We start from the raw sequence: 20,263 nt of genomic DNA on the forward strand, positions 1-20,263 counted from the left end.
GGCGTGGCACGATCATCTCCCTTCACCATCACGGCTACCAACACGGCGGTGCCATGGCGAGGCTTTAATCCTTGAGGCGCGCCAAGCGATCCCGCCGATGGGATCGAAAGCGGCTGACGAGGCGCTGCGCGTGACGCTATGCCAGGGCTCATGATGCGCATTAATCTGATCTACGCCGCGCTGGAGCGCACCGTCTTCGACCGGATGAGCGGCCTTGCGCGCGAAACGGGCGCGATCAACCTTGGCCAAGGCTATCCCGATACGCCGCCGCCAGAGCCGTTGATCGAGGCGGCCGCGCGAGCGCTGCGCGACCGTTCCAACCAGTACCCGCCCGGCGCCGGCCTGCCGCAGCTGCGCGAAGCGATCTGCGGGTACTATGCCCGGCGGCAGGAGCTGTCGCTCGATCCCGATCAGGTGACGGTGACGTCCGGCGCCACCGAGGCGATCGCCGCGGCCGTGCTCGCTCTGGTGAGCCCGGGCGACGAGGTGATCCTGTTTCAGCCCGCCTACGACGCCTACGCGCCGATGGTGCGGCGCGCTGGCGGCGTGCCCGTCTCGGTGCCGCTCGCGCCGCCGGAGTTCGCCTATCCACTGGAGATGCTGGAGCGCGCGATAACCTCGCGGACGCGAGTGCTGATGCTTAACGATCCGCTCAACCCGGCGGGCACCGTGGCGAGCGAGGCGGAGCTGGCGGGCCTGGCGCGGCTGTGCGTCGCACATGACCTAGTAGCGATCTGCGACGAAGTCTGGGAGGACGTGCGCTTCGACAGGATTGCGCACAGATCGCTCATGGCGTTTCCCGGGATGTCGGCGCGGAGCGTGAAGATCGGCTCGGCGGGCAAGATCTTCGGGCTCACCGGCTGGAAGATCGGCTGGATGGCGGGCGCAGGCGCGATCGGCACGGCGCTCGCCCGAGCGCACCAGTTCCTGACGTTCGCCAGCGCGCCGCCGCTGCAATGGGCGGTGGCGGAGGGCCTCGCCATGCCCGACGCGATGCTCGATGCGCAGCGCGCCGGGTGGGCCTCTGCACGATCGCGGTTGCAGGCGGGCCTAGAGAGCGCCGGCTTCGCGGTGCTGCCCAATGCCGCCACCTGGTTCTTGTGCGTGGATCTCGCACAGTCCGGCATCGCGATGGACGATGCGACCTTCGCCGAACGCGCCGTACGCGAAGCGGGCGTGGCGACGATACCCGTTTCCGCGCTTTACGAAACGTCGCCGCGCCCCACCTCGATCGTCCGGCTATGCTTCACCAAGCCTGACGCGGTGCTCGACGAAGCCGTGGCGCGGCTGGCGGCGTTCCGCGCCGGATCGACCTGACGCGTCACTCGCCGCCGGTGGTCGCCATCAAGCCACTGAAGAACAGCAGCAACGCCATCAGCGCGAAGCTCACCAGCAGTACGGTGCGCCACAAGGCACCGCGCCGGCTGAGGTCGTAAGTGCCTTTCAGCTGCGCGTACATGTGGAACGGCGGCACGAAGAACAGCAGCCCGGCGACGCCGCCCAGGCCTACGGCGTCGATCAGCATCTCGGCCACTGCCAGCAGCGTCATGAAGCACAGCGAATACGTGACGAAGACGGTGTGGTCGTAAAGATGGAAGCGTCGGCTGAACGGAAACAGCAACCAGAGGAACGGCACCGAGATCGGGATCAGCGCCCAGCTGTATTTGTAAGCGTAAGTCTGGAGCTTGTAGGCAGCCAGTGCCGGGTTTTCCCTGAAACTCTTGAGCGCCTGCGCGACGATCGGGATATCGATATTGCCCTTGGCATCCTGCGTAGAGCGCACGCCCGAAGCCTGGAGGTCGCGCAGCGTGTCCAGCTTCTCTTCTGCATCGTCGATCTGCTGATCGAGCGTGTCGGTCTCGCCCCCTTGGGCTTCGCGCGTGGCGAGGACCTGCTTCAGCCGCGCGATCTCGGCCTTCTGCGCCGTCACGGCGGCGTCGAGATTGTTGAGGTCGATGTTGGCCGGGATGTTCTCGCCCTCGGTCGCGTGGAACACCGCGAACATCAGGAACACGCAGAACAGGAACAGCGCGATGGGCGAGACGTAGATCGCGCGCCGGCCGTCGATGTACTCGCGCGTCAACACGCCCGGGCGCCGGACCAACAGCGGCAGCGTGCGCCAGATCTTGCCTTCGAAGTGGAAAACGCCGTGAAGCAGGTCGTGGAAGAAGGCCCCCAGCGTGCGGTGGACGTGCGCCGCCTGGCCGCAAGAATGGCAGTGGCTGCCCACCAGCGCGGTGCCGCAATTCAGGCAAACGGCCTCATGCGTGTGCCCGGTGTCCACCTCACCAGTGCGCGGCTCCACCGCATGCGCGGCGAGCGCACCCTGCCCCACTTCGGCCAACCCTTGCGCGATATCGCTCATCTGCTCGCCCCCGCCTGGCGTGATGGTAACGGACGAGAGGCGGCGGGCAAAGCCCCGCTACGGCGTGGCGATCAGCGCTCGCCCAGCTTGCGCTCGATCGCGCGCCACAGGCCAATGAAGCGCTGGGCTGAGGGGCTCTGCGGCGCGATGGCGCCGACCGGCCGCTGCTGCACCGCGCATTGCTCCACCGCGTTGGCATAGGGGATCGCCGGCCAGGCCGGGTTCTCCTCGCGCGCGGCCTTGTGCAGGGCGCGGCGCATGTCGAGCATCGAGAGCACCGGCAGGATCGGCGGGTGGCGCTTGGCGTGATCGGCCACTTCGCGCACCACCAGTTCGAGCGCGCGGGCGGACAAGGGCGAGGGCGGCAGCGGCACGATGATCAGGTCGGCGGCGCGCACCACTTGCGCGCTCAGCTCGTTCATCACCGGCGGGCAATCGAGCACGATCCGCTCGTAGCGCGCGCCCAGCGTCTCGGCCAAACGGGCCAGTCGCTTGCGCTTGCCCATCGCGGTGAGCGTAGCGTCGAGGGTGCGGATCGATTCGTCAGCCGGCAGCACGTCGAGGCTGTCAAAGGTCGTGCGGCGGATCAGCTTCTCGGCATGGCCCTCGCGCGCGAAGACTTCGCCAGCCGCGCGCGAGCGGTGCGGTTCCAGGCCGTAGAGGAAGCCCGATCCGCCGGCCGCGTCGAGGTCCCACAGCAGCGTGGGACGACCGGACAGTTCGGCGGAACACCAGGCGAGGTTGGCGGCGATGGTGGTCTTGCCGACGCCGCCTTTGACCGAGTAGATCGCGACCGTCGCGGCGCTCTCGGCCTTGGCGGGAGAAACCGCCTGCAAAGCTCCGGAGACACGCGCTCCGGCAATCCTGGGCAGGGTGCGATCGCGCTTTGCCATCTGCCCTGCCCCTTTTCAGCGCTTAACCGTCGTAGTCGGACCCGATCGAGGTATTCCGGGTCGGCGCTGCGGCGGTGATGCGCAGGGCTTCGGCCGACTGGCTGAGCGAGCCGATCTCGTCCATCTCGTCGTCATCCTCGGGCAGCACGCGCTGCAGCGAAGTTACCAGCGTTTCCCTGAGATTGACCGGCTGCACGGTGGTCTCGGCGATCTCGCGCAGGGCGACCACCGGGTTCTTGTCGCGATCGCGCTCGATGGTCAGCTCGGCGCCGCCCGAGATCTCACGCGCACGCTGCGCGGCGAGCAGGACGAGGTCGAAACGGTTGGGGACCTTGTCGACACAATCTTCGACGGTAACGCGCGCCATGGGCACTCCACGAGAAATCAGCAGGAACGGTAAAGGCGGGCAGGTAGCGGGGAGATGTGGAAAAGTCAATGTGAGTGGGTTGGAGCATTACCCGCGACGCAGCTGTGGAGCAGCTGCAAGGCTTTCCCTCCTTCGTCATTCCCCCCTCGCCGCAAATGACGAAGTGGGTGGAGCAGCGATTATGGAAGCTCGCGACATGGCGAAACCGGTCCCGGGTCAAGCTCGGGGACGACGATGCCCTTACCGCCCGATCCCGCAGTACGTGAACCCAAGCTCCTCGCACCGTGCGCGCGGGTAGATGTTGCGCAGGTCCACCAGCACCGGCGCCGCCAGCAGGCTCTTCACCCGCTTGAGATCGAGCGCGCGAAAGTTGTCCCACTCGGTTACGATCACCAAAGCCTCGGCGCCCTCCATCGCGGCGTAGGGCTCGTCGAAGTAGGTGACGTTCTCCAAGACCTTCTGCGCCTGCTCGGTGCCTTCCGGATCGTGCGCATGCACCTGGGCGCCGGCGTCCTGCAGCGTCTGGATCACGGCAATGGCCGGCGAATCGCGCATGTCGTCGGTGTTGGGCTTGAAGGTGAGGCCCAGCACGCAAACGGTCTTGTCACGGATCTCGCCACCGACCGCGGCGATCACCTTGCGGCCCATCGCGCGCTTGCGGTTGTCGTTCACCGCCACCACCGCCTCCACGATGCGCTGCGGCGCCTCATAGTCCTGCGCGGTCTTGAGCAGGGCCAGCGTGTCCTTGGGGAAGCATGAGCCGCCATAGCCCGGTCCCGCGTGGAGGAACTTGGAGCCGATGCGGTTGTCGAGGCCGATGCCCCGCGCCACGTCCTGCACGTCGGCGCCGACCTTCTCGCACAAGTCGGCGATCTCGTTGATGAAGGTGATCTTTGTCGCGAGGAATGCATTGCCCGCGTACTTCGTCAGCTCGGCCGCGCGGCGGCCCATCTCCACGATCGGCGAGCGGCCGATGGCGAGCGGACGGTAGATGTCGCGCAGGACGGCGAGCGCGCGCGGATCGTCGCTGCCGATGACGACGCGATCGGGACGCTTGAAATCCTCGATCGCGGCGCCTTCGCGCAGGAACTCGGGGTTGGAGACCACCGCGAAGTCGGCCTCAGGCGCGGTAGCGTGGATGATCCGCTCCACCTCGTCGCCGGTGCCGACCGGGACCGTCGATTTGTCGACGATCACTGTATAGCCCTTGAGCGACCGTGCGATCTCTTCCGCGGCGGCGAAGACGTAGGACAAGTCGGCATGGCCGTCGCCCCGGCGCGAGGGCGTGCCGACGGCGATGAACACCGCATCCGCCTCGGCGACGGCCGGGCCGAGGTCCGTGGTGAAGGAGAGCCTTCCGCGGCGCACGTTGTCGGCCACGAGGCGATCGAGTCCGGGCTCGAAGATCGGGATCGCCCCGCCGTTCAGCGCCGCGATCTTGCGCTCGTCCTTGTCGACGCACACCACGGTATGCCCGAAGTCGGCAAAGCAAGCTCCGGATACGAGGCCGACATACCCCGATCCGATCATCGTGATGCGCATTGAGCTGGTTCCTCCCCTGAAGCCCGTGTCGGACATGGCCCAATCCCGCACATGCCGCAATGCGGGATGCCACGGTAATGAAGCTAGGCAGGTGGTAACTCGCGAACATGGCTGTGGTTCGCATGGGGCCGCCCCACGCGACTGCAGCATTGTCCTGAAATTGGCATCTATCGGTGGTTCTACGGATCATCTACTTGTAGTGACAGGCCCGAAGACCGGCGCATTGAGCCCGCGAGGGCGCAGGTGCGCAGCCAAGAAGGATCGACGTTGGACGGATTGATCGGCCATACCGGCTTCGTCGGCAGCAACCTGGTCCGGCAGCACGACTTCGGCGCGCGCTTCAACAGCGCCAATGTCGGCGGCATGGCCGGCGCCGCGTTCGACACCCTGGTCTGCGCCGCCGCGCCCGGCTCGATGTTCGAGGCCAACCGCTTCGCCGACCGCGATGCCGCGCGCATCGATGCGCTCATCGGTCAGCTCGACGCCGTGGGATCGGCCACGCGCTTTGTGCTGATCTCGACCGTGGCCGTGCTCGCCGGGTTCGCCGCCGAGGACGAGGACACCACCGCGTTCGAGACTGCCACGCCTTACGGCGTCAACCGCCGACGGCTGGAGGCTTTCGTCGCCGAACGCTTTCCGGGCGCGCTGGTGGTGCGGCTGCCGGCGCTGTTCGGGCCGGGACTGAAGAAGAACTTCCTGTTCGACCTGATGAACCCCATGCCCTCGATGGTGCCGCCCGCCAAACTGGAGCAGCTGCACGACGTGGCGGGTGGCTCGCTGGCACCGCTGCTGGACACGCTCTATCCGCTCGATGCGGAGCTGGGCATGCACGTGATCGACCGCGCGTCACTCGATGCGACGGGCCGCCGCGCGGCGCTGGAGGAGGCGATCGTAGACGCAGGCCTCGGCGCGCTGCGCTTCACGCACCCGGACAGCCGCTTCCAGTTCTACGACATGCGCCGGCTCTGGCGGGATATCGGGCTTGGCCTGGAGCACGAACTGGATGTGCTGCACCTGTCGCCGCCGGCGCTGACCGCAGGCGAGGTGCACCAGGCGGTCACCGGCGCGCCGATGCCCGAGACCTCCGCGCGCGTGCATAGCGAGGACATGCGCACGCGGCATGGCGCTCTGTGGGGACAGGACGGCCCTTACATGGCGACACGCGAGCAGGTTCTCGCTTCACTCACGCAGTTCGTGCAAGCTGAGCGCGTTGCGGCATGAAGCTCGCCGCCTCCAATATTGCCTGGCCTGCGGGCGAGCGGGACGCGGCCTATGCGATCCTCGCTGAGGCCGGGTTCACCGGGCTCGAGATCGCGCCGGGGCTGTTCCTCGCCGGAGCTGCCGATCCCTTCGTACCGAGCAAGGCCGAGGCAGATGCGGCGCTGGCACCGATGCGCGAGGCCGGACTGACGCTGGTCTCCATGCAGTCGCTGCTGTTCGGTGTCACCGGCGCCGCGCTGTTCGAGGGCGAGGAGCCGCGCGCCCGCCTCGTTGCCGGGATGGAGCGGGCGATCGCGCTTGCCGAGCGGCTGCAGATCCCCAACCTCGTGTTCGGCTCGCCCCGCCAGCGTGTCTACCCCGAAAGCCTGTCGGCGCAGGACGCGCAGGCCCAGGCCGCCGAGGTGTTCCGCCGCCTCGGCGAGCGTGCGTTGGCAGCGGGCACCCGCATCGCCATGGAGCCCAACGGCCGCGCCTACGGTACAAACTTCCTAAACCGGATCGAAGAAGCCGAAGCCTTCGTACGCCGCGTCGATCACCCCGGCGTGGTGCTCAACTTCGACATCGGCGCGCTGCACATGGAAGGCGACTTCGAGCGCATCGAGGCGATCGCCGCGCATGCTGTCGACACGATCGGCCACGTGCACGTGAGCGAACCGCACCTTGCACCCGCGCCCGCCGATCCGGCGCAAGCGGCGCGCGCGATCCAGGCGCTCCAAGCTGCCGGATACGCCGGGTGGTACTCGATCGAGATGGCCGCGACGTCGACGCCGCTGGCGGACCTCGCCACGTCGGTGAACAAATTGAAGCAGGCGCTCGCCGAGCCGGCCGCGCACCGGTGAGCCAGCCGCGCGACGATCTGCTGGTGTCGGTTGCCTTGTCCGGTCCTCCGCGCGACCAGGCGCAGCTGCAGCAGCTCGTCGCGCTGAGCCGGCAGCTCGATGCCCGGTTCCGCTATTGGGAGGTCCTGCTCGCCTGCGATCCGGGGCACGATGCTCCATCCGAACTGGCTGACGGTCAGCTGCAGGCCAGCGTACCCAACTTGCGCCTCCTGCAGCCGCGGCCGGGCGCGAGCTTCTACCAGCGGCGCCTTGCGGTCGCGTCCGAGGCGATCGGTGATGTCGTAGTGCTCACCGCGGCATCCGAGGTCGGCTACCTCAATCTGGCCGCGATGATCGAGACGGCCGAGGCGCGCCATTCGCTGGTCGTCGGTCGGCATGTCGACGCCAACCCGCTCGGCTCGCTGGCGATGGCACTCGGCCGCGGCGCCGGGCTGACGATCGGCCCGCACGACATGCTGACGATCGCGTTCCCCCGCGCCTTGCTGGGGATCGTGCTGGCGCATCCCGATCGGCTGCTGGCGACGCGTTTTCCGCCGGTCGACCAGCGCCTGCCAATCGTGCGGCAGGACATGCGCGCGGGCGCCGGGCTGCCGCGCTTCCGCTCGGGCTCGGAAACCGGGCCGCTGCTGTTCCGCCGCACCGAGATCCTCCACCGGCTGACGATCAGCTCGGCCCCGCGCGTGCTGACGCTGGTGGCGGTAGCAGCGCTGCTGGCGGCGTTCGGTGGCACCCTGTTCGCGATCTACAGCGTGATCGTGTGGCTGACGCTGGCGCACATCCAACCCGGCTGGTTCACCACCTCGCTGGCGCTGAGCCTGACCGCGGCGTTCCTCGGCTTCGCCATCTTCGGCCTCTCGATCGGCCTCCGGCGCTTGCTGGAAGCGCTGACCGGGGGCCCGTAGGACCTGGTGATCGACGAGGCCGCGCCGATCGACCTGTTCGGCAAGGTCATGGACGAGTTCAACGTCGAGATCGCCACGTCACGGGACTCCGCTCAAGACCACGGCGCGCCGGTGCGCAACGCCGCGGAATGAGCGATGAGACCGACTACCTGGTCGTCGGCGGCGGCTTCTACGGCTGCGCCCTGGCGCTGTTCCTGCGCTCGCTCGGCAAGCGGATCGTGCTGGTCGAGGCGGGTGAGGAACTGCTGGCGCGCGCCTCACGGGTCAACCAGGCGCGGGTGCACACCGGATTCCACTATCCCAGGAGTGCGCTGACTGCAGTCAAGTCGATGGTGCTGCACCGCCGCTTCGCCACCGACTTCCCCGATGCGGTAGTCGACGACTTCCAGATGCTCTACGCGATCGCGCGCCACCGCTCGAAGGTCTCTGCCTTGCGCTTCCAGCGCATGTTCGCCGAGATGGGCGCGCCGATCGCGCGGGCGACACCCTCCCAAGCCGCGCTGTTCTCCCCCAACACCATCGAAGAAGCGTTCGCCTGCGACGAGTTCGCGTTCGACTGGTCGGTGCTGGCGCGCCACATGGGCAACCGCCTGGACGCGCTGGGTATCGAGGTGCGCCTGGGGACGCGCGCCGACAGCGTCGAAGCACGGGCTGAGGGCGCAACGGTGCACCTGTCCGACGGCTCGGCGCTGAACGCACGCTTCGTCTTCAACGTGACATACGCGCAGACCAATGCCCTGCTCGCCTCCGCGGGCCTGCCACAGGCGAGGCTGAAGCACGAGCAGACGGAGATCGCGCTGTCGAAGTGCCGTCCGAGCTGGCTCCTTACGGCCTGACCGTGATGGACGGGCCGTTCTTCTCGTGCATGCCTTACCCTTCTGCCGGGCTGCACTCCCTGACGCACGTGCGCTACACCCCGCATGCGCACTGGACCGACGGCTCGGCCGGGCGCGCGGCTTACGACGTGTTCGCCACCCTCCCGCGCGAGACGCGCCAGCGGCACATGGTGCTCGATGCCGCCCGCTACGTGCCGGCGCTCGCCCAGGCCCGCTACGACCGCTCGCTGTTCGAGGTGAAGACGGTGCTCGCCAAGAACGAGCGCGACGATGGCCGCCCGATCCTGTTCCAGCGCCAGCCCGAAGGTTCGCCGGTGATATCGATCATGGGCGGCAAGATCGACAACATCTACGACTTGTTCGACATCCTGCGCCAGGCAGGCCCGGAGTGGGCAGAAGCGGACGATCGCTTCGTCCACGGCCGGGCGATGGCATCGGGCGGTGTCGGGGCATGATCGCTAGAACGCTACAAGGCCTGCTCGCCTCCTCGCTGGTGCGGTTCGGGCTTGTCGCCGTTGCCGGTCTGTGCGTCGACCTCGGCACCGCCTGGCTGCTGCGCTCGCTGATGCCGCTGCCGCTCGCCGCCTTCTTCGGCTTCTGCGTGGGCGCGGCATTCAATTACCTGCTGCACGAACGCTGGACCTTCGGCACCCGCCAAGCCTCCGCCAGACGCGGATCGCTCTACGTGCTGGCGCTGCTGGCGACGCTCGGCACGCGCGTTGGCAGCGTCGCGCTGCTCGAGCGCACCGCCCTGCCCGACTTGGCCGTGCTGGCGCTGGCGACGGGCGTCTCGTTCGTCGTCAACTACGTGCTCAGCCGCTTCCTCGTGTTCCGCCCTGCTCCGGAGACTCCTGCTTAACCGAATTGCCGCGCCAAGTCCCCGCACACCGCGTCGACCTTCTGGGCGATCGGCGCCACGACCATGTGCTGGTGATCCCGGTCATCAACGAAGGCGAGCGCATCCGCGCCCAGCTTGCGCGCGTGGCCGCGGCCAACCTGCCGGTCGACGTGGTGGTGGCGGACGGCGGCTCCACCGACGGCTCGCTCGATCTCGACTTCTTGCGCGAGCAAGGCGTTCGCGCGCTGCTCACCAAGACCGGGCCGGGCAAGCTCAGCGCCCAGCTGCGCATGGCCTATGCGTGGTGCCTCGATCAAGGCTACGAGGGCGTCATCACCATCGACGGCAACGGCAAGGACAACGTCGAGGCCGTTGCGCAGTTCGTGGCGAAGCTGCGCGAGGGCTACGACTACGTCCAGGGCTCACGCTATGCGCCGGGCGGCAAGGCCGAGAACACGCCGCTGGAGCGCACGATCGGCAACCGCTTGATCCACGCCCCAGTCCTGAGCCTTGCCGGGCGGCACTGGTTCACCGACACCACCAACGGCTTTCGCGCCTACTCGCGCCGCTACCTCACCGACCCGCGCGTGCAGCCGTTCCGCGACGTGTTCTTCGCCTACGAGCTGCTGTTCTACCTAACGGCCCGCGCCGGCCAGCTCGGCTACCGCGTGTGCGAACTGGGCGTGCGGCGCAGCTATCCGGCGGGTGAGGCGGTGCCGACCAAGATCACCGGTGCTGGAGCCAAGTGGGGCATCATCAAGCAGTTGCTGGCGGCGGCGTTCGGCCGCTTCAATCCCAACTCGCCCTAAGAGGCTGAGCAACCACTATGAAGCTCGTGCATTGCGCGCTTAGCATTTCGCAAGCGCATCATTAAGAGGGGGCGTGATGAGCAAGCTTGTACCCGTGATTCTGTGTGGCGGCAGCGGCACCCGACTTTGGCCCCGCAGCCGGGCGACCAAGCCCAAGCCCTTCCTGCCACTGGTCGGCGACACCACGCTGTTCCAGGCGACGCTGGAGCGCTGCCCGGCGACGGAAGGCTTCGGCGCACCGGTCGTGGTGACTGGCAAGGCTCACTTGGAGCATGTCGAGGATCAGCTGGGCGACCGCCCCGGCTCCGAAATCATCGTCGAGCCATGCGCCCGCAACACCGCCGCCGCCATCGCGCTCGCGGCACTGCGCCTGCCCGAGGACGCGGTGATGCTGGTGTGCCCCAGCGACCACCACATCGGCGACGCCAAGGCCTTTGCCGAAGCTGCCTGCACCGCTGCCGAGCTGGCGCAGCAGGGCTGGTTGGTCAGCTTCGGCATCGAGGCGACCGCGCCGGAGACTGGCTTTGGCTACCTGAAGCGCGGCGAGCCGATCACCGACAGCGCCTTTCGCACCGCCCAGTTCGTCGAGAAGCCCGATCTGGAGCGCGCCAAGTCGTTCCTGTCGGAAGGCATCTACGCCTGGAACGGCGGCATCTTCGCTTTCCGAGTCAGCGACTTCCTCAAGGAGCTGGAGGCGCACCGTCCGCAGATCCTGAGCGCAGTGCGCAAGGCGGTCGAGCAGGGCAGCAGCGATGGCCATCGCTTTCACCCCGACGCGCAAGCCTTCGCCGCGGTGGAGAGCGAGTCGGTCGACTACGCGGTGATGGAGAACACCGGCCGGGCGGCGATGGTCCCGGCCGACATGGCCTGGTCCGACATCGGCAACTGGCAGGCCCTGCACATCGCCCGCGAGCGTGACGAGCAGGGCAATGCGACGCGAGGGGACGTCGAATTGGTCGACTGCCGCAACGTGCTGGTCGACAGCGATGGACCCAAGGTCTCGGTCATCGGTTTGGAGGATGTCTACGTCGTGGTCGACGGCAACGACATCATGATCACCACCGCCGCCGGCGCGCAGAAGGTCGGCAAGCTCTCGGGCGCGGTGAACCAGTAAGGACTCAAAGGCGATGAGCGGTCAGCTCCCCATCAAGGAAGTCGAGAAGCCCTGGGGCAAGGACACCCTGCCCGCGCCCTTCGTGGCCGAGGCAGGCAAGAAGATCGGCGAGATCTGGTTCGAGCCGCCGCCCGAGCTGCCGCAGCTGCTGGTCAAGTACATCTTTACCAGCGAGCCGCTTTCCGTTCAGGTCCACCCGACCGACGCGCAGACCATCGCCAAGGGCATGGGCCGCCAGGGCAAGGAAGAGTGCTGGGTGATCGTCGCGGCCGAGCCGGGCGCCAAGCTGGGCATCGGCTTCAAGCAGGCGATCGACGCCGATGCCATGCGCGCCGCCGCGCTCGACGGCTCGATCGAGCACTTGATGGAGTGGCACACGGTGTCGCCGGGTGACTTCTACTACATCCCGGCCAACACCGTGCACGCGATCGGCGCCGGGATCAGCCTGATCGAGGTCCAGCAGAACTCGGACATTACCTACCGCCTCTACGATTACGGCCGCCCGCGCGAGCTGCACCTGGACGAAGGCATGGCCGTCGCAAAGGGCGAGCCTTATGCCGACAAGTGGAAGGGCAAGGCGCCCGAGGCCACCTCGGTGAACCTCGTGCCGGGCCCGCTGTTCACGCTCGACCAGGTTGCCGGTACGCCCGACGAGGCAACCACGGCGCGCTATCAGGGCAAGCTGCTGGTGATCCCGCGCGAGGGGCCCGTCCACGTCGCCGGTCAGGAGATCGCGCCGGGCGGGTGTGGCCTTGCCGACAGCCTTGCCGACGTGTTCTTCGCCAGCTCGGGCCTGTGCCTCCTGGCGGCGCCCTGCGCCTGAGGTGACGGGCGCGCAAGCTGCCCGGAAGCTGACTGCCCCGCGCCCCGCGGCCTACGCGTGGGCATGTCTGATCGCGCTGCTGGTGCTTGCGCTGGCGGGCGCCCTGCAGTCGAGCCGCGGGCTGTGGCAGGACGAATCGACCCTCCTGGCGAACTTGGGACTGCCGTTGCAGGCTTACTTCGGCAGCCTGCCCTTCTACGACCAAGCCGCCCCGCCCTTTGCCTTGCTGACGCTCGACGGGGCCTACGCGTTGGCAGGTCAGTCGGTGCAGGCGACGCGGTTGATCCTGCTCGGCCTCAACCTGGCGCTGCTGGGCGGCCTCGCCCTCGTCGCAAATCGACGTTCCGATCGTGCGGCGTTGCTCGCCATTGCGATGATGGCGGTGACGCCGCTGGCGATTCGCTACTGCCTGGAACTCAAGCAATACGGCTTCGAGATGCAAGCGAGCCTGCTGTTCCTCCTCGCGCTGCGCTGGCTGCCGCAGCGCCCTGCCGCGGTGATGGCGCTGGCGGGGATGCTGTCGTTCGTCTCCTTCTCGATCATGCTGGTGGTCGGAGTGGCCGTGCTCGATGCAGCGTTGCTCCGCCACCGCGGCGCACTGCGCTGGCGCTGGCTGGGTCTGCTCGCCCTCTACACTCTGGGATGGATCGCCTGCTACCTGCTGCTGTTCCGCCCCGCCACCGCGCTGCAGACCGCGAACTATCCGGCAGCTTACCAGCGGTTGGCCATGGCCGAGTACGTGCAGCACCCCGGCCTGCTGCTGGCCCAGTTCGAGGTGATCGGCCGGGCACAGGCGGCGCTGGCGCTGATCTGCGCGCTTGCCGCGACGGCAGTCCTGTTCGTGCTCGGCAAAGGCCTGACCTCGCCGCGTCTGTCATTCGCGGCACCGGTGTGGCAGCCCTTGCGCCTTCTGGCCGGGCTGATCGCGATCGTCGCGGTGCTCTGGCTGGCCCGGCTCTACCCGGTGTCGACCAACAAGCAGTTTCTCTTCACCATGCCGATCGGCGCGCTGCTGGTGGCCGAGTTGTTCGTCCTGGCAGCCGACAGGGTCCGGGCGAGCGCTGCGCTCCCGCTCGCCCTTGCGCTCACGCTGGTGCCGAGCGCCGCGAACGCCTTGGTGCGGGATTGGAGGCGGGACACCGACATCCAGGACACGCGCGGCCTCTACGCCTTCATCAAGGCACACCCCGACGCGCTGGTCTTGCCCGACATCCTGTTCGAACCGACCCTGCGCCACTACGCCGCGCACGATCCGAGACCACCTCGCCGGATCGATGCGCTGCTACGCGCAGAGAGCCGGCCGATGGAGAGCCCGGTTGAAGTCGCTCGCCCGCTTTCCACGGGCTCACCGGTGCTATCCCAGCACGTATGGGAGCGGCTCGATGCGATGCACGGCTATCCGGCATACTCCGACTGGGTGGTTCGGCATGCCAAGGGGCGTGGTCCCGCCCTGATCGCCGCGACGTACCTGGGTCCGGAGCGGGAGCGCATCTATGCCGAGGCGGCGCGGCGTCATGGCTGCCGGATGGGGGTGGCCTATCGCTCGCGCGAGGTCGTGGCGCTGCGGCTGCAGTGCCCGTAAGGCGCGTGGTTCTACACGCTCAGCATAGGCGCTATCGGCATAAGCCCTAGGGTAGTGCGCGCGGTTTACACCAAGACCGACCTGCGCTTGCCCAGGTTGGTGCTCGCCCTGAACAGCAGCACCATCAGCGGCAGCGCCCAGATCACGCGTGTGTTGTAGCGTGCGAACGGGCCGGAGAGCCAGGCGCAGATCGCGTCGTTCAGCAAGATTGCCACCAGCACGACCCACACCATGGCCCGCAGATCGGAGCGCGCGGCAGAGCGCCGCCATGGGAATGCCGCCAGCGCCGCTAGCACCAGGAACAGCGTCAGGGCCGAGATCACGCGGTCGCTGAAAGGCAGCGGCGTACCCTCCGGCACCGCCTCGAACGGGCGATCGGCGCGCATCTGGCCGGCGAGGTATTCGGGGCGGAAATCGTGCAGGCGCAGGTTGCCCGCGAGTTCGAGGAAGTCTCCGCCCAGCGCCGCCGCGGTCTCGGCTGGATAGGCGCGGGCGACGGCGAGCGCGAACCGAGCCTGCTCCTGCGACACGTGCACGGCGTCGTCACGCGGCAGCGCCTTGAACCCGCCGCGTGGCCGGGTGGGCTCCCACAGGAACACCTCGGCGGTGACCGGTTGCAGCACGGGGTAGCTGCACAGGACGAACGGCGCGTCCGCGCATCGCTCGGCCAGGAAGCGTCTGGCCGGTCCGTCCTCGATCAGCCTGGCAGTGAGGAACGGCGGACGCACGGGGCTCGCGCCGGTGGTGACGCGCGTGGCAAGGCCGAACAGCGCCTCACCGCCGATGCCGATCAGCGCCGTCGCCAGCAGAGCGCTCGCGGCGAGGGCGACCGTTCGCGAGTGCAGGCGTCACGCGGCCGCCAAGCCAGCGACGGCCAGCAAGCCGAGCAGCGCCACTGCGGTCGAATGCGAAAGCGCGGCGAATGCGAGGAGCGCCAGCATGCCGATGCGCCACCAAAGCCGCTCCACGCGCCAGCGGCAAAGCAGCAGCGCCGCCACCGGGATCGCCAGGCCGACGACGAGATCGGGCATGAGGAAGCACACGAAGAACGGCAGCGGCGTCAGCGCCAGCAGCGCGAACGCGGCGAGGCAGGTGCGCGCAAAGGCGCGCTCGTGTGCGGGATCGACGAAGTGGCGCACGATGCCGACGATCGCCGCTCCGGCAGCAAGCGCCTGCAGCACGACCGGCACCCAGAAGCTCTTCGCCAGCAAGCCAAGATAGAGGAACAGCCCGAAGTAGAGCGAGCGGCCGTAGAGTACCATGCCGGGCTCGGCCTTGGTGGCGCCCGGCGCTATGTCGGACACCGGCGTCGCGAAGAACGCGTCCGAATGGCCGGTCAGCTTGGCCCAGACCGTGTCGGCGCCCCGCAGGTACGATACCGTATCGTTGAAGCCGAACACGTCGCCGTGCAGAATTGCGGGCCAGAGCAGCAGCACACCGAGCAGGAGCATGAGATTCTGATGCCCGCGCAAGGGGGAGATGGTTGCTTGCGTTGAACTCACCCCTTTCGCGCTCCCCCCGCGGCTCAGGGCGAGACCATGCAGGGTGGCTGGTGTGGTGGCAATGGGCGAGAGGCCCTCCCGTGAGGCTGCGGTTTACCTCCGGATCTCACATCACGTCCGCGACACCCTCCAGCGCCTCACGCAGCTTGGCCAAGGCTTGCGCCTTCAGCTGATGCACGCGCGGGATCGAGACCTGCAGCACTTGTGCGATCTCGGCGAGGTTCAGCTCCTCGACGAAGTAGAGCGAGATGATCAGCCGCAGCCGCTCGGGCAAGTCGGCGATGGCTTGGATCACTGCGCCGCGGGTCTCCTCGTCCTGCAGCAGCGTGAGGCTGTCCGGCGTCTGGTCGGCAAAGGCGCCGTCCTGGTCGGAATAGACCTCGTCAATCGAGTCGAAGCGCAGCGGCTGGCTGGTGTCGCGCAGCAAGGCGAGATGCGCCTCGTCGATACCCATTGCGGCGGCGAGTTCGTGCGCCAGCGGCTCGCGGCCCAGTTTCCCGCGCAGCTCTGCTTCCTTGTCGCGCAAGGTGCGGCTGCGCTCCGAAGCGCCGCGCGACATCGGGATGGTGCGGCGGATGAGGTCCACCATCGCCCCGCGCACACGCATCTTGGCATAGGCGGCAAATCCGTCCTCGGTGGGACCAGCGTGCTTCTGCGCGCACTCGGTCAGGGCGACGAGGCCGGCCTGGACCAGGTCCTCCAGCTCGATGCCGGGGCGCCCGGTGCCGTTCACGTGCCAGGCGAGGCGGCGCACCATCGGCAGGAACCGGCGAACCCGGTCGGCGACATCACCGCCGCCATAGGCTCCGGCGATGCGGCGAGAAGAGGCGAAAGGCGAATGGTCTAGCTTCATGCGGCCATGTCCATGGATTCGATGATGTGCGGTTCAGGGAGCGAAGGCGCGGCCGGAGCGGCGCCGATGACGTCGACCACCTCGATCGGCTGCGTCGGCGGCAGTTCCGAGATCGAGATGACGAGGCAGGAGGGCGCGCGCATCCGCAGCAGGGCGGCAAGTACGCGGCGAGCGCGGGGCTGGACGACGAGCGCCAGCGGCCCGGCATTGGCACCGCGAGAGGCGGCCAGGTTGGCAATCCGCTCGCCGATCATGCGGGCGAGGTCGGGCTCGATCACCGGCTGACCGGTGACGGGATCGTGCATGCCCTGAACGATCGCGGCCTCGAGCCCGGCGTCGAGCGTCAGCACCGGCAAGCGCTCGTGCGGCGGGCAGATGCGGCCGACGATCAGCGGGCCAAGGTCGGCGCGGACCAGTTCGACCAGGCGCTCGTGCTCGACCGTCTGCATCACGCCGCGGCTGAGCGAGGCGAGGATCGGCAGCGGATGGCCGATCGGGATACCATCCTCCAGCAGCGCGCGCAGGACGCGGGTGATCGCGGCCAGGCTGAGCGGGGCGGGGTGGATCGTCTCGACGAGGCCAGCGGAATGCTCCTTCACCCCCTCGATCAACGTCTTGACCTCGTCCGGGCCGAGCAGGTCCTGCGGGCGCTCTGCCAGCAGCTGGTTCAAGTGCGTGGCGATGACGGTGCCGGCGTCGACGGTGAGAAAGCCCTCGGCCACGGCATGATCGCGCGCAGTGGGATCAATCCACAGCGCCGGGCAGCCGAAGCTGGGGTCACGCGTGGCGTCCCCGCGGAGCGTATGGGTCGGGCGCGCCTCCCCGGCGTCGATCGCGAGGATGCGGTCGGCGCGGATGGTGGCGCCACCCAACGTCACGCCGCCCAGCACGATACGATAGTCGTTGGGCGCCATGTCCAATGCATCGCGGACACGGAACTGCGGCACGATGAAGCCGAAAGTCTGCGAGAGCTGCTTACGCACGCCGGTGATGCGGGCGATCAGCGGCGATCCCTTGCGCTCGTCCACCAGCTGGACGAGGCCGTAGCCGAGCTCGATGGTGACCAGCGTGTGGTCGGATACGTCCTCCAGCACGATGCGGCCGGGGTCGGGCAGTTCGGCGGCGATCGGCTCGATGACGACGACCGGCTTGTTCGCGCGCTTGCGCAAGGAGTGCCAGATCCACCCGGCAATGCCGGCGGCAGGAAGGAAGATCACCTGCGGCATCGCCGGGATCATGCCGATCGCGCCGAGCACGACGGCCACCGGCAACCAGGTGCTCGGCGCTGCGAACTGCCCGCCGATCTGGCCGGCCAAGTCGCGCTGGTCGGACACGCGGGTAACGATCACGGCGGCGGCGATCGAGAGCAGCAGCGAGGGCACCTGCGCCACCAGCGCGTCGCCAATGGCGAGGGTGATGTAGTGCTGCGCGGCCTCGCCGGCGGAGAGGCCGTGGCTGATCATGCCGAGGCAGAAGCCGGCGATGATGTTGACGCCCAGGATCAGCAGCGCGGCGACGGCGTCGCCCTTCACGAACTTGCTGGCACCGTCCATCGAGCCGTAGAAGTCCGCCTCGGTCGCCACTTCGCGGCGGCGGGCCTTGGCTTCGTCGGCGGTCATCAGGCCGGCGGCCAAGTCGGCGTCGATCGCCATCTGCTTGCCGGGCAAGGCGTCGAGGGTGAAGCGTGCCGAGACTTCGGACACGCGGCCCGCGCCCTTGGTGACCACCACCATGTTGATGATCATCAGGATCAGGAACACGAAAATGCCGACGGCGAAGTTGCCGCCGATCAGGAAGGCGCCGAAGCTTTCGATCACCATGCCCGCCGCGCTCTCGCCCTCGTGGCCGTGAACCAGCACGACACGGGTCGAGGCGACGTTCAGGGCCAAGCGCAGCAGGGTCGCGAACAGGAGGACGGAGGGGAACGAGGAGAAGTCGAGCGGCTTGGTCGCGTTCATCGCCGCCATCAGGATGGCGACCGAGAGCGCGATGTTAAGCACGAAAGAGACGTCGAGCACGATCGCGGGCACCGGCACGATCATCAGCACGATCAGGATCAGGATGCCGGCGGGCAGGGCCAGCGAGGCGCCGCCGGAAATGCGGTTCAGCAAGTTCACAAGCCGAACCTCGCAAGCTTGGCATAAGCGTCACGCACATGCGCCGGAGCGCCCGGCGCAGTGCCGCCGAAGGAGTCGTTGAGGGTCTCGGCCATCGAGCGGGTCGTCATTGCGGGTGCGCTCGGCATCGCGGCTTGCGCCGAGTGGAACTCCTGCGCAATCGGGCCACCGACCGGCAGGTTGAAGCCGGGCGCGGCGGAGTAGCTTGCCGAGGCATATTCCGACGCACCCGGCGCAGCGGACGCCCACAGCTCTGCACTTCCGCTCTCCATCGCACCCGCGACACGCCCACGGATCAGGTCCATGACGCCAGAGACGCTGCGTGCGCCGCCGGGTCCGTAGAAGATGGAGCGGTTGGCAGCGGCGGCTTGCGGCAGGATTCTCGCAGCGCTGGCGTTGGGATCGCTGGCGAGCGTGGTCAGGAACGAAGTCGCACCGCCGATGCCCAGGAAGTGGCCGAGGTACAGCTCGGCAGCATCGGGCTCACGGCCAAGTGCGGTGGCGAGTTCGGCGCGGCTATCCGCGGCCAGCTCGCCCGCCATCAGTGCCGAGGCATTGGGATCGTAGCGCAGCGCCATGATCTGCGCACGCACACTGGGGTCGGTGATCCGCCCGCCGGAGATCGCATCGCCGGCCCAGCCCAGGCCATGCTCGGCGCCGTGGCGGTCGAGCGTCTGCAGCCAGGTGCCATTGGTGAACTGGTACAGCCCCGCCGCGCTGGACGTGCCGGCCTTGGCCGAAGGGTTGAGGCTCGACTCGATCTTGGCTTGGGCGAGCAAGTAGTTGAAGTCGACGCCGGTTGCCTGCGCCGCCCGCGCAATCGCGGCGCGCACGGGTGTGCCGTTCCCGGCGATGGCAGCGGCGGCTGAGGCGCCAAGATAGGGTGTATCGGGCAATGCTAGCTCCGGGTGAACGTACCGGAGTGTTCAGCAAGAGGCGTGCCAGATTGTGGTCGCTGCCCTCTCCCCGATGCTGGGGAGTGGGAAAGCGGTTCAGCCGCGCGTGCCCATGTAGGCGTACTGCGGGCCGGCGCGGTAAAGCTGGGGCGTGCCGGTTAGTGCGTTGAGCCGCGCCGTAACGTTGGCCGCGACCAAGTTGCGCACCTGACGATTGACCTCGTTCAGCCGACGCGCGGCTTCGAGCATGCCGCGGCATTCGTCATCCAGCACCGCGCCCGCGCAATCCTCGAGCGAGCCGCACAGCGAGTTCTTGTCGTTCGCCGCGCCCATCAGCGCGTCGACGTCCAGACCGGCAAGCGCCTGCCGTTCCTCTTCCAGGACGGCAAGCATCTGCCGCAGCTGGTCGCGCAAGGTTGCCGCCGGCAAGGTCTGGAAAATGCTCACGCGTTACCGCTCCTCAGGAACATGCCCGCCGCGATCATGGCATCGGCAATGCGCGCCGGGACCAGCGGGTAATTGCCGCTTTCGACCGCCTTGCGGATCTGCGCGACCCGATCGGTGTTGATCGGCGCTTCGCCCGGATCGAGCGTAGCGTTGGTGGCAACCGCCGGCTTCGCGTTGGCTGCTGCCGAGGGCGCGGCAGTCGCAGATGCAGGCACCGCGGCGGCGGGAGGGTTGATGTCGGCGCCCGACTTGCGGGCAATCTCGGCACTCACCGCGCCGATCGCGCGGGGAGCACCCACTTCGATGGGTGGCATTTT

23 protein-coding genes are annotated in these 20,263 nt (G+C 68.1%); 12 read left to right on the plus strand and 11 right to left on the minus strand.

The window, feature by feature from the left end:
- Window positions 1-138: 138 nt before the first annotated feature.
- Entirely contained in the window at window positions 139-1,317 is a 1,179-nt protein-coding gene (locus tag GV044_RS17810) for an aminotransferase (protein WP_236555071.1), read from the plus strand.
- Between the two features lie 4 nt (window positions 1,318-1,321).
- On the opposite strand, the gene GV044_RS17815 is transcribed toward GV044_RS17810, so the two are convergent.
- From GV044_RS17815 to GV044_RS17830, 4 genes are all read right to left on the minus strand, one after another.
- Window positions 1,322-2,365, minus strand: a complete 1,044-nt coding sequence (locus tag GV044_RS17815; RefSeq protein WP_201299150.1) for a DUF3667 domain-containing protein — start codon at window positions 2,363-2,365, stop codon at window positions 1,322-1,324.
- Between the two features lie 71 nt (window positions 2,366-2,436).
- Window positions 2,437-3,258 (minus strand): ParA family protein, encoded by an 822-nt coding sequence (locus GV044_RS17820; RefSeq protein WP_159873350.1) that lies wholly within the window; start codon window positions 3,256-3,258, stop codon window positions 2,437-2,439.
- 22 nt (window positions 3,259-3,280) lie between these two features.
- Window positions 3,281-3,625, minus strand: a complete 345-nt coding sequence (gene rpoZ, locus GV044_RS17825) for a DNA-directed RNA polymerase subunit omega (protein ID WP_159873352.1) — start codon at window positions 3,623-3,625, stop codon at window positions 3,281-3,283.
- A gap of 240 nt (window positions 3,626-3,865) precedes the next feature.
- The gene (locus GV044_RS17830; protein WP_159873798.1) at window positions 3,866-5,167 is read right to left on the minus strand and encodes a UDP-glucose/GDP-mannose dehydrogenase family protein; all 1,302 of its coding nucleotides are present in this window, start codon (window positions 5,165-5,167) and stop codon (window positions 3,866-3,868) included.
- 267 nt (window positions 5,168-5,434) lie between these two features.
- Between GV044_RS17830 and GV044_RS17835 the strand changes: the two genes are divergently transcribed.
- From GV044_RS17835 to GV044_RS17875, 11 genes are all read left to right on the plus strand, one after another.
- On the plus strand, window positions 5,435-6,388 hold the full coding sequence (locus GV044_RS17835; RefSeq protein ID WP_159873354.1) for a hypothetical protein: 954 nt from the start codon (window positions 5,435-5,437) through the stop codon (window positions 6,386-6,388).
- Window positions 6,385-7,227 carry a sugar phosphate isomerase/epimerase gene (locus GV044_RS17840; RefSeq protein ID WP_159873356.1) on the plus strand — a complete coding sequence of 281 codons (843 nt, stop codon included), beginning with the start codon at window positions 6,385-6,387 and terminating at the stop codon, window positions 7,225-7,227. The genes GV044_RS17835 and GV044_RS17840 overlap by 4 nt, the downstream gene beginning before the upstream one ends.
- Window positions 7,224-8,129: a hypothetical protein gene (locus GV044_RS17845; RefSeq protein WP_159873358.1), complete on the plus strand. Its 906-nt coding sequence runs from the start codon at window positions 7,224-7,226 to the stop codon at window positions 8,127-8,129. Before GV044_RS17840 ends, GV044_RS17845 begins: the two co-directional genes overlap by 4 nt.
- A 6-nt stretch (window positions 8,130-8,135) precedes the next feature.
- The gene (locus GV044_RS22615; protein ID WP_256377300.1) at window positions 8,136-8,261 is read left to right on the plus strand and encodes a hypothetical protein; all 126 of its coding nucleotides are present in this window, start codon (window positions 8,136-8,138) and stop codon (window positions 8,259-8,261) included.
- On the plus strand, window positions 8,258-8,965 hold the full coding sequence (locus GV044_RS22320) for an FAD-dependent oxidoreductase (protein WP_236555072.1): 708 nt from the start codon (window positions 8,258-8,260) through the stop codon (window positions 8,963-8,965). Before GV044_RS22615 ends, GV044_RS22320 begins: the two co-directional genes overlap by 4 nt.
- The gene (locus GV044_RS22325) at window positions 8,935-9,420 is read left to right on the plus strand and encodes a hypothetical protein (RefSeq protein WP_236555073.1); all 486 of its coding nucleotides are present in this window, start codon (window positions 8,935-8,937) and stop codon (window positions 9,418-9,420) included. Before GV044_RS22320 ends, GV044_RS22325 begins: the two co-directional genes overlap by 31 nt.
- Window positions 9,417-9,824 carry a GtrA family protein gene (locus GV044_RS17855; RefSeq protein ID WP_159873360.1) on the plus strand — a complete coding sequence of 136 codons (408 nt, stop codon included), beginning with the start codon at window positions 9,417-9,419 and terminating at the stop codon, window positions 9,822-9,824. The genes GV044_RS22325 and GV044_RS17855 overlap by 4 nt, the downstream gene beginning before the upstream one ends.
- Window positions 9,825-9,829: 5 nt before the next feature.
- Window positions 9,830-10,612 (plus strand): glycosyltransferase family 2 protein, encoded by a 783-nt coding sequence (locus GV044_RS17860; protein ID WP_159873362.1) that lies wholly within the window; start codon window positions 9,830-9,832, stop codon window positions 10,610-10,612.
- Window positions 10,613-10,688: 76 nt separating this feature from the next.
- Window positions 10,689-11,726, plus strand: coding sequence for a mannose-1-phosphate guanylyltransferase (locus tag GV044_RS17865; protein WP_159873364.1), 1,038 nt, complete (start codon window positions 10,689-10,691; stop codon window positions 11,724-11,726).
- A 13-nt stretch (window positions 11,727-11,739) separates the two neighbouring features.
- Window positions 11,740-12,549 (plus strand): class I mannose-6-phosphate isomerase, encoded by an 810-nt coding sequence (locus tag GV044_RS17870; protein ID WP_159873368.1) that lies wholly within the window; start codon window positions 11,740-11,742, stop codon window positions 12,547-12,549.
- Between the two features lies 1 nt (window position 12,550).
- Window positions 12,551-14,131 carry a hypothetical protein gene (locus tag GV044_RS17875; RefSeq protein ID WP_159873370.1) on the plus strand — a complete coding sequence of 527 codons (1,581 nt, stop codon included), beginning with the start codon at window positions 12,551-12,553 and terminating at the stop codon, window positions 14,129-14,131.
- Window positions 14,132-14,196: 65 nt separating this feature from the next.
- Here GV044_RS17875 and GV044_RS17880 read toward each other — a convergent pair whose 3' ends face one another.
- The 7 genes from GV044_RS17880 to GV044_RS17910 all read right to left on the minus strand — a co-directional run bounded on the left by GV044_RS17880 (window position 14,197) and on the right by GV044_RS17910 (window position 20,260).
- The gene (locus GV044_RS17880; protein WP_159873372.1) at window positions 14,197-14,859 is read right to left on the minus strand and encodes a hypothetical protein; all 663 of its coding nucleotides are present in this window, start codon (window positions 14,857-14,859) and stop codon (window positions 14,197-14,199) included.
- Window positions 14,860-14,979: 120 nt separating this feature from the next.
- Window positions 14,980-15,582 carry a hypothetical protein gene (locus GV044_RS17885; protein WP_159873374.1) on the minus strand — a complete coding sequence of 201 codons (603 nt, stop codon included), beginning with the start codon at window positions 15,580-15,582 and terminating at the stop codon, window positions 14,980-14,982.
- A 157-nt stretch (window positions 15,583-15,739) separates the two neighbouring features.
- Window positions 15,740-16,486 (minus strand): sigma-70 family RNA polymerase sigma factor, encoded by a 747-nt coding sequence (locus GV044_RS17890; RefSeq protein ID WP_159873376.1) that lies wholly within the window; start codon window positions 16,484-16,486, stop codon window positions 15,740-15,742.
- Window positions 16,483-18,603, minus strand: coding sequence for a flagellar biosynthesis protein FlhA (locus GV044_RS17895; RefSeq protein WP_159873378.1), 2,121 nt, complete (start codon window positions 18,601-18,603; stop codon window positions 16,483-16,485). The genes GV044_RS17890 and GV044_RS17895 overlap by 4 nt, the downstream gene beginning before the upstream one ends.
- The gene (locus GV044_RS17900; protein WP_236555074.1) at window positions 18,600-19,499 is read right to left on the minus strand and encodes a transglycosylase SLT domain-containing protein; all 900 of its coding nucleotides are present in this window, start codon (window positions 19,497-19,499) and stop codon (window positions 18,600-18,602) included. Before GV044_RS17900 ends, GV044_RS17895 begins: the two co-directional genes overlap by 4 nt.
- A 96-nt stretch (window positions 19,500-19,595) precedes the next feature.
- Window positions 19,596-19,946 carry a flagellar protein FlgN gene (locus GV044_RS17905; RefSeq protein WP_371741648.1) on the minus strand — a complete coding sequence of 117 codons (351 nt, stop codon included), beginning with the start codon at window positions 19,944-19,946 and terminating at the stop codon, window positions 19,596-19,598.
- The gene (locus GV044_RS17910) at window positions 19,943-20,260 is read right to left on the minus strand and encodes a flagellar biosynthesis anti-sigma factor FlgM (RefSeq protein WP_159873380.1); all 318 of its coding nucleotides are present in this window, start codon (window positions 20,258-20,260) and stop codon (window positions 19,943-19,945) included. Before GV044_RS17910 ends, GV044_RS17905 begins: the two co-directional genes overlap by 4 nt.
- Window positions 20,261-20,263 lie beyond the last annotated feature (3 nt).

The sequence above is a fragment of the Novosphingobium sp. 9U genome (genome assembly GCF_902506425.1).
In the GTDB taxonomy this organism is placed as follows: Bacteria; Pseudomonadota; Alphaproteobacteria; order Sphingomonadales; family Sphingomonadaceae; genus Novosphingobium.